The 6,062-nt window shown below is 70.4% G+C and carries 4 protein-coding genes and 2 tRNA genes; 2 read left to right on the top strand and 4 right to left on the bottom strand.

Features of this window, described 5'->3' with window-relative positions; all coding sequences use genetic code 11:
- Positions 1–41 precede the first annotated feature (41 nt).
- The 4 genes from AB0O67_RS24760 to AB0O67_RS24745 form a co-directional block, all read right to left on the bottom strand.
- Positions 42–1,970 carry an ABC transporter ATP-binding protein gene (locus AB0O67_RS24760; RefSeq protein WP_365453858.1) on the bottom strand — a complete coding sequence of 643 codons (1,929 nt, stop codon included), beginning with the start codon at positions 1,968–1,970 and terminating at the stop codon, positions 42–44.
- A complete protein-coding gene (locus AB0O67_RS24755; protein WP_365453855.1) occupies positions 1,970–3,703 on the bottom strand; it encodes an ABC transporter ATP-binding protein in 1,734 nt (577 codons plus the stop codon). The genes AB0O67_RS24760 and AB0O67_RS24755 overlap by 1 nt, the downstream gene beginning before the upstream one ends.
- Positions 3,704–3,841: 138 nt before the next feature.
- A complete protein-coding gene (locus AB0O67_RS24750; protein WP_365453852.1) occupies positions 3,842–5,296 on the bottom strand; it encodes an FGGY family carbohydrate kinase in 1,455 nt (484 codons plus the stop codon).
- A gap of 119 nt (positions 5,297–5,415) precedes the next feature.
- Positions 5,416–5,721, bottom strand: a complete 306-nt coding sequence (locus AB0O67_RS24745; protein WP_365453849.1) for a YtxH domain-containing protein — start codon at positions 5,719–5,721, stop codon at positions 5,416–5,418.
- A 157-nt stretch (positions 5,722–5,878) separates the two neighbouring features.
- Here AB0O67_RS24745 and AB0O67_RS24740 point away from each other — a divergent pair.
- Together AB0O67_RS24740 and AB0O67_RS24735 are read left to right on the top strand one after the other, a co-directional pair.
- Positions 5,879–5,951 (top strand) — tRNA-Asn (locus tag AB0O67_RS24740).
- A gap of 5 nt (positions 5,952–5,956) precedes the next feature.
- Positions 5,957–6,029 (top strand) — tRNA-Asn (locus tag AB0O67_RS24735).
- Positions 6,030–6,062 lie beyond the last annotated feature (33 nt).

The following is a 6,062-nucleotide window of genomic DNA, read 5'->3' as shown; positions in this document are numbered from 1 at the left end:
GCCGCGACGGCGCGGCGGCACCCCCGACCCCGGTCACCGGCTCAGTCGACCTCGGCCACCGCCTGCGCGAACTGCGCCTTGTACAGGCGTGCGTAGGCCCCGTCCGCGGCCAGCAGCGCGGTGTGCGCCCCCTGTTCCACGATCGCCCCGTTCTCCATCACCAGGATCGTGTCCGCGTCCCGGATCGTCGACAGCCGGTGCGCGATCACGAACGACGTCCGTCCGTGCGCGAGCTTCGCCATCGCCTTCTGGATCAGCACCTCGGTGCGGGTGTCCACCGAGGACGTCGCCTCGTCCAGCACCAGGATCACCGGGTCGGACAGGAACGCCCGCGCGATCGTGATGAGCTGCTTCTCACCCGCGCTGACCCCCGCCCCGTCGTCGTCGATCACCGTGTCGTAGCCGTCGGGGAGGGTCCGGACGAAGCGGTCGGCGTGTGCCGCCCGCGCCGCCTCCTCGATCTCGCCCCGGGTGACCTCGCGCGCCGCCCCGTACGCGATGTTCTCGGCGATCGTCCCGCCGAAGAGCCAGGTGTCCTGCAGCACCATCCCGATCCCGGACCGCAGCTCGTCGCGGGACATCTTCGCGATGTCGACCCCGTCGAGCGTGATCCTCCCGCCGGACACCTCGTAGAACCGCATCAGCAGATTGACCAGCGTGGTCTTGCCCGCCCCGGTCGGCCCGACGATCGCGACCGTCTGCCCGGGCTCCACCGTCAGTGTCAGATCCTCGATCAGCGGCTTCTCCGAGTCGTACCGGAAGGACACGCCCTCCAGCGTCACCCGGCCCCGCAGCTCCTCCGGCCGCAGCCCCGGCACCGGATCGGCCGACTGCTCCGGCGCGTCGAGGAGTTCGAAGATCCGCTCGGCGGAGGCCACCCCGGACTGCACCAGGTTCGCCATGGACGCGAGCTGCGTCAGGGGCATCGAGAACTGCCGCGAGTACTGGATGAAGGCCTGCACGTCACCGATCGACAGCGAGCCGGAGGCGACCCGCAGACCGCCGACCACCGCGACCAGCACGTAGTTCATGTTCGACACGAACAGCATCAGCGGCTGCATCACCCCGCTGTTGAACTGCGCCCGGAACCCGGCCTCGTACAGCGCCTCGTTCTGCTCGGCGAACTGCTGCGCCGACTCCTCCTGCCGCCCGAACACCTTCACCAGGGTGTGCCCGGTGTACATCTCCTCGACGTGCGCGTTGAGTTGGCCCGTCGAGCGCCACTGCTGCACGAAGTGCGGCTGCGACCGTTTGCCCACGTACGTCGCCACGGACAGCGACAGCGGCACCGTCACCAGCGCCACCAGCGCCAGGATCCAGGACACCCAGAACATCATCGCCAGCACGCCGATGATGGTCAGCAGCGAGTTGATCAGCTGGCCCATCGACTGCTGGAGGGTCTGCCCGATGTTGTCGATGTCGTTCGTCGCCCGGCTCAGCACCTCACCGCGCTGCCGCTTGTCGAAGTACGACAGCGGCAGCCGCGACAGCTTCGTCTGCACGTCCTCGCGCATCCGGTACATCGTCCGGTTGACGGCCCGGTTCACCAGCCGCGTCGCCACCGCCATCAGCAGCCCGGCCACCACGAACACCACCAGCGCCAGCAGCAGTACGTTCCCCACCGCGTCGAAGTCGATGCCCTCGCCCGGCGTGAAGTCGGTGCCGCGGAGCATGTCGGCCACGGCGCCGTCGCCCCGCTCCCGCATGGCGTCGAGCGCCTGCTCCTTGCTGGTCCCGGCCGGCAGCTCCCGCCCGACGATCCCCGCGAACACCAGGTCGGTGGCGTTCCCCAGGATCTTCGGGCCGACCACCGACAGCCCCACGCTCACCACCACGCACAGCAGCAGCGCGCCGATGGTCAGCCGCTCGTGCCGGAACCGGCCGACCAGCCGCCGCCCCGACCCCCGGAAGTCCATCGAGCGATGGTCGGGGCCGGTCCCGGCCATCATCCGCCCCATCGGACCGGCCATCAGGCAGCCTCCGCTTCCGTCAGCTGGGAGAGCACGATCTCCCGGTAGGTCTCGTTGTCCGCCATCAGCTCGTGATGCCTCCCGGTGCCCACGACCCGGCCCGCGTCGAGCACGACGATCCGGTCGGCGTCCCGGATGGTCGCCACCCGCTGGGCGACGATCACGACGGTCGCCCGCGACGTCTCGCGGGTGAGCGCCGCGCGCAGGGCGGCGTCCGTGGCGTAGTCGAGGGCGGAGAAGGAGTCGTCGAAGAGATAGATCTCCGGCCGCTGCACCAGCGTCCGCGCGATGGCGAGCCGCTGGCGCTGACCGCCGGAGACGTTGGTGCCGCCCTGCGCGACCGGCGCGTCCAGCCCACCCTCCAGCCGCTCCACGAACGGCCTGGCCTGCGCCACATCCAGCGCGTGCCACAGCTCCTCGTCGGTCGCGTCCGGATTGCCGTACCGGAGGTTGGTCGCGACCGTGCCGGCGAAGAGGTACGGCTTCTGCGGCACCAGTCCGACGGTCCGGGCCAGCACCTGGGGATCGATGGTCCGGACGTCCACCCCGTCGACCAGCACCTCTCCGTCGGTGACGTCGAACAGCCGGGGCACCAGCCCGAGCAGCGTGGACTTGCCGCTGCCGGTCGAGCCGATCACGGCGGTGACCTCCCCGGGCCGCGCGACCACGTCGATGCCCCTCAGCACCGGCTCCTCGGCACCCGGGTAGCGGAAGCCGGCCCCGCGGATCTCCAGATGCCCGTGCCGGTGCAGCTCCCGCACCGGCGTCACCGGCGGCACGACGCTGGACCCGGTCTCCAGCACCTCCTGGATCCGTTCGGCGCACACCTCCGCGCGCGGCACCATCATGAACATGAAGGTGGCCATCATCACGGACATCACGATCTGCAGCAGATAGGCGAGATACGCCGTCAGATCGCCGATCTGCATCCCGCCGCTGTCGATGCGGTGCGCGCCGAACCACACCACCGCGATCGACGAGACGTTCACCACCGTCATCACGATCGGGAACATCAGCGCGAGCAGCTTGCCGGTGCCGAGCGACACCTCCGTCAGCTCGGCGTTGGCCTTGCGGAAGCGGTCCTGCTCGTACTCGTCGCGCACGAAGGCACGGATCACCCGGTTGCCGGTGATCTGCTCGCGCAGCACCCGGTTCACCGTGTCCAGCCGCACCTGCATCGTCCGGAACAGCGGCCGCAGCGACCGCACGATCAAGGTCACCGTGAGGCCCAGCACGGGCACCACGGCGACCAGTACCCCGGACAGCGGCACGTCCAGGCCGAGCGCGAGCACGATGCCGCCCACGCACATGATGGGCGCCGACACCATCAGGGTGAACGTCATCAGGCACAGCATCTGCACCTGCTGCACGTCGTTCGTGGTCCGCGTGATCAGCGAGGGCGCGCCGAAGTGGCCCACCTCACGCGCCGAGAACGACTGCACCCGGTCGAAGACCGCGGCCCGTACGTCCCGGCCGAGCGCCGAGGCGGTGCGGGCGCCGTAGTACACGGCACCGATGTTGCACACCACCTGGACCAGCGAGACGCCGATCATCACGGCGCCGAAGGACAGGATGTAACCGGTGTCGCCGAGGACGACACCGCTGTCGATGATGTGGGCGTTCAGCGTGGGCAGGTAGAGGGTCGCGCAGGTCTGCAGGAACTGCAGCAGCACCAGCGCGGTGATGGGTCTCTTGTAGGGCCTGAGGTAGGTCCGCAGCAGTCGTATGAGCACGCTGTTCTCTCGGAGTCGGCGACAGGGGAAGAATGGTTGCCCCTGGCCCCTATCGTCGGACACTCCACCCGCGTTACCTCAACCCGATCACCCGACGGGCCGACACCGTCCGTTCCGCGCCGGCCCTGTCGGCACCGCCTAGACCCGGAACGCCCCGGGGTGGGTCTGCTCCCGCACCGACACGTACTGCTGCCGCACGGCCTGCCCCACCGCCAGGTCCTCGCCGGGCTCCAGCACCTGCGCGACCGCCCCCTGCCAGGCCGGCGGCGTCCGCGGATCCAGGGTGCCCTGGGATGCCCCGAGCGCCCATGCCGCCTGCCGGGCGGCACCGATCGCCGCGTAGTCGGCGGGCTGCGGTACGACGACCTGCGCCCCGAACAGCGAGGGCGCCGAGGCCTGTACGGCCGGCAGCTCGGCCGCCGCCCCCAGCAGGAAGACCCGCCGTACCTCCACCCCACGCCCGCGCAGCACGTCGAGCGCGTCCGCGAGCCCGCAGAGCATGCCCTCGAAGGACGCCCGTGCCAGATGCTCCGCCTTCATCGACTCCCGCCGCAGCCCGGTCAGCGTCCCCGCGGTGTGCGGCAGCGCGGGCGTGCGCTCCCCCTCCAGATAGGGCAGCAGCACGAGGCCGTGGGAGCCCGGCGTCGACTTCATCGCCAGGTCGGACAGGCTCTCCAGGTCGGACAGCCCGAGCAGCTCGGCGGTGCCGCGCAGGGTGCGCACCGCGTTCAGCGTGGTCACGACGGGCAGGTGCATGCCGGTGGCGTCGGCGAGGCAGGTGATCATCCCGGAGCCGTCCTGGAGCGCCTCGGGATGCACGGCCATCACGGACCCGGAGGCACCCAGGGAGACGACCGCGTCGCCGAACCCGAGGCCCAACCCGAAGGCGGCGGCCATGGTCTCGCCGGTCCCGGCGGAGATCAGCAGCCCCTCCGGTGTCGTTCCGGCCGCCTCGGACGGCCCGATCACCTCGGGCAGCACGACCTGGTGACCGAGGGCCAGTTCCACCAGGTCGGGCCGGTAGCCGCCGGTGGCGGCGGACCAGTAGCCGGTGCCCGAGGCGCCGCCCCGGTCGGTGGTCCGCCGGACCGGCCGGCCCAACAACTGCCACACCAGCCAGTCGTGCGCCTGCATCAGCATGGCGACCCGCGCCGCGTTCTCGGGTTCGTTCCTGGCGAGCCAGCGCAGCTTGGTCACCGGCTGGGCGGCCTGCGGCACGGAGCCCACCGCCTGTGCCCACGCCTCACGCCCGCCCAGCGCGTCGATCAGATCGGCCGCCGAGACCTGCGCCCGCTTGTCACCACCGACCAGCGCGGGCCGTACGGTGCCGCCCTGCGCGTCCAGCGGCACGACGGCGTTCTGCTGGGCGGAGACCCCGATGGCCTGCACACCTTCCAGCAGTCCACCGCCGGCGGCCTCGCCCAGGGACAGCAGCCACGCCTGTGGATCGACGTCGCTGGGCCGCCCGCCGGCCTCGGCGGCTTCCACTGGATGCGGCGCGTAGCCCTGCCGCAGCACGGCTCCGGTGTCCGCGTCGCAGACGACGATACGAGTGAAATCGGGCGAACTGTCCAACCCGGCGACTATCCCCATGGCTCAAATTCTGCCGCAGTGCCGCGCATGCTCGGGCCGTGGGCGCCGTGGAGGTGCGCGCAGTCTTTCGGGTGCGGGTGGTGTACGGCTCCCCGCGCGACCCCCCGCACCCCTTTGTCTCAGGTGTTGCTCGTGCCCCAGTCGTCCTCCGCCGAGCCGTTGATGTTGCGCTCGCGCAGGGAGCGGACGCGGTGGGCGACCGAGTCGGGCATGCGGTCGCCGACCCTCTCGCTCACCGTGTGGAACGCCTTGCCCGCGAACTGGCGGCCCTGTAGCGCGGCCGTCTCGGCGGTGTTGCGGACGGCGGGGTTCTGCGCGACCTGACGCGCGGTCTTCTTCAGCTGTTCGTAGCGCTCGCGTCCGGCTCGTGTGCCCAGCACGTAACCCAGAGCGAGTCCGACGACGAACGTGAGCCGGTAACGCATGGCGGCCACCCTTCCCTTGTGTAGGTCTTCTGGCGCGGCCTGGAGCCGGGAGTACCGATTGGCGAAGCACCCCCCTGCTTGCGCTAATGTATGTGTCGCAGCGAGCGCGCGCCCCCTGGCGGATACCCAGGTGAGTACGTTCGATGCAACGAGGCATTCCTCCGTAGCTCAATTGGCAGAGCAGCCGGCTGTTAACCGGCAGGTTACTGGTTCGAGTCCAGTCGGGGGAGCTCGGTCCTCCGTAGCTCAATTGGCAGAGCAGCCGGCTGTTAACCGGCAGGTTACTGGTTCGAGTCCAGTCGGGGGAGCAGTCTGAAGAGGACCCCGCCGGGGTCCTTTTT

The sequence above is a fragment of the Streptomyces sp. NPDC086077 genome (genome assembly GCF_040686175.1).
Lineage (GTDB): Bacteria > Actinomycetota > Actinomycetes > Streptomycetales > Streptomycetaceae > Streptomyces.
Note: the sequence above shows the minus strand (reverse complement) of the source record. Positions and strands in the feature narration are given on the sequence as shown.

Bases quoted from the DNA above. Each gene is read 5' to 3' on its own strand.
- AB0O67_RS24760 (WP_365453858.1), bottom strand. From the start codon at position 1,970: ATGGCCGGTCCGATGGGGCGGATGATGGCCGGGACCGGCCCCGACCAT.
- AB0O67_RS24750 (WP_365453852.1), bottom strand. From the start codon at position 5,296: ATGGGGATAGTCGCCGGGTTGGACAGTTCGCCCGATTTCACTCGTATC.
- AB0O67_RS24745 (WP_365453849.1), bottom strand. From the start codon at position 5,721: ATGCGTTACCGGCTCACGTTCGTCGTCGGACTCGCTCTGGGTTACGTG.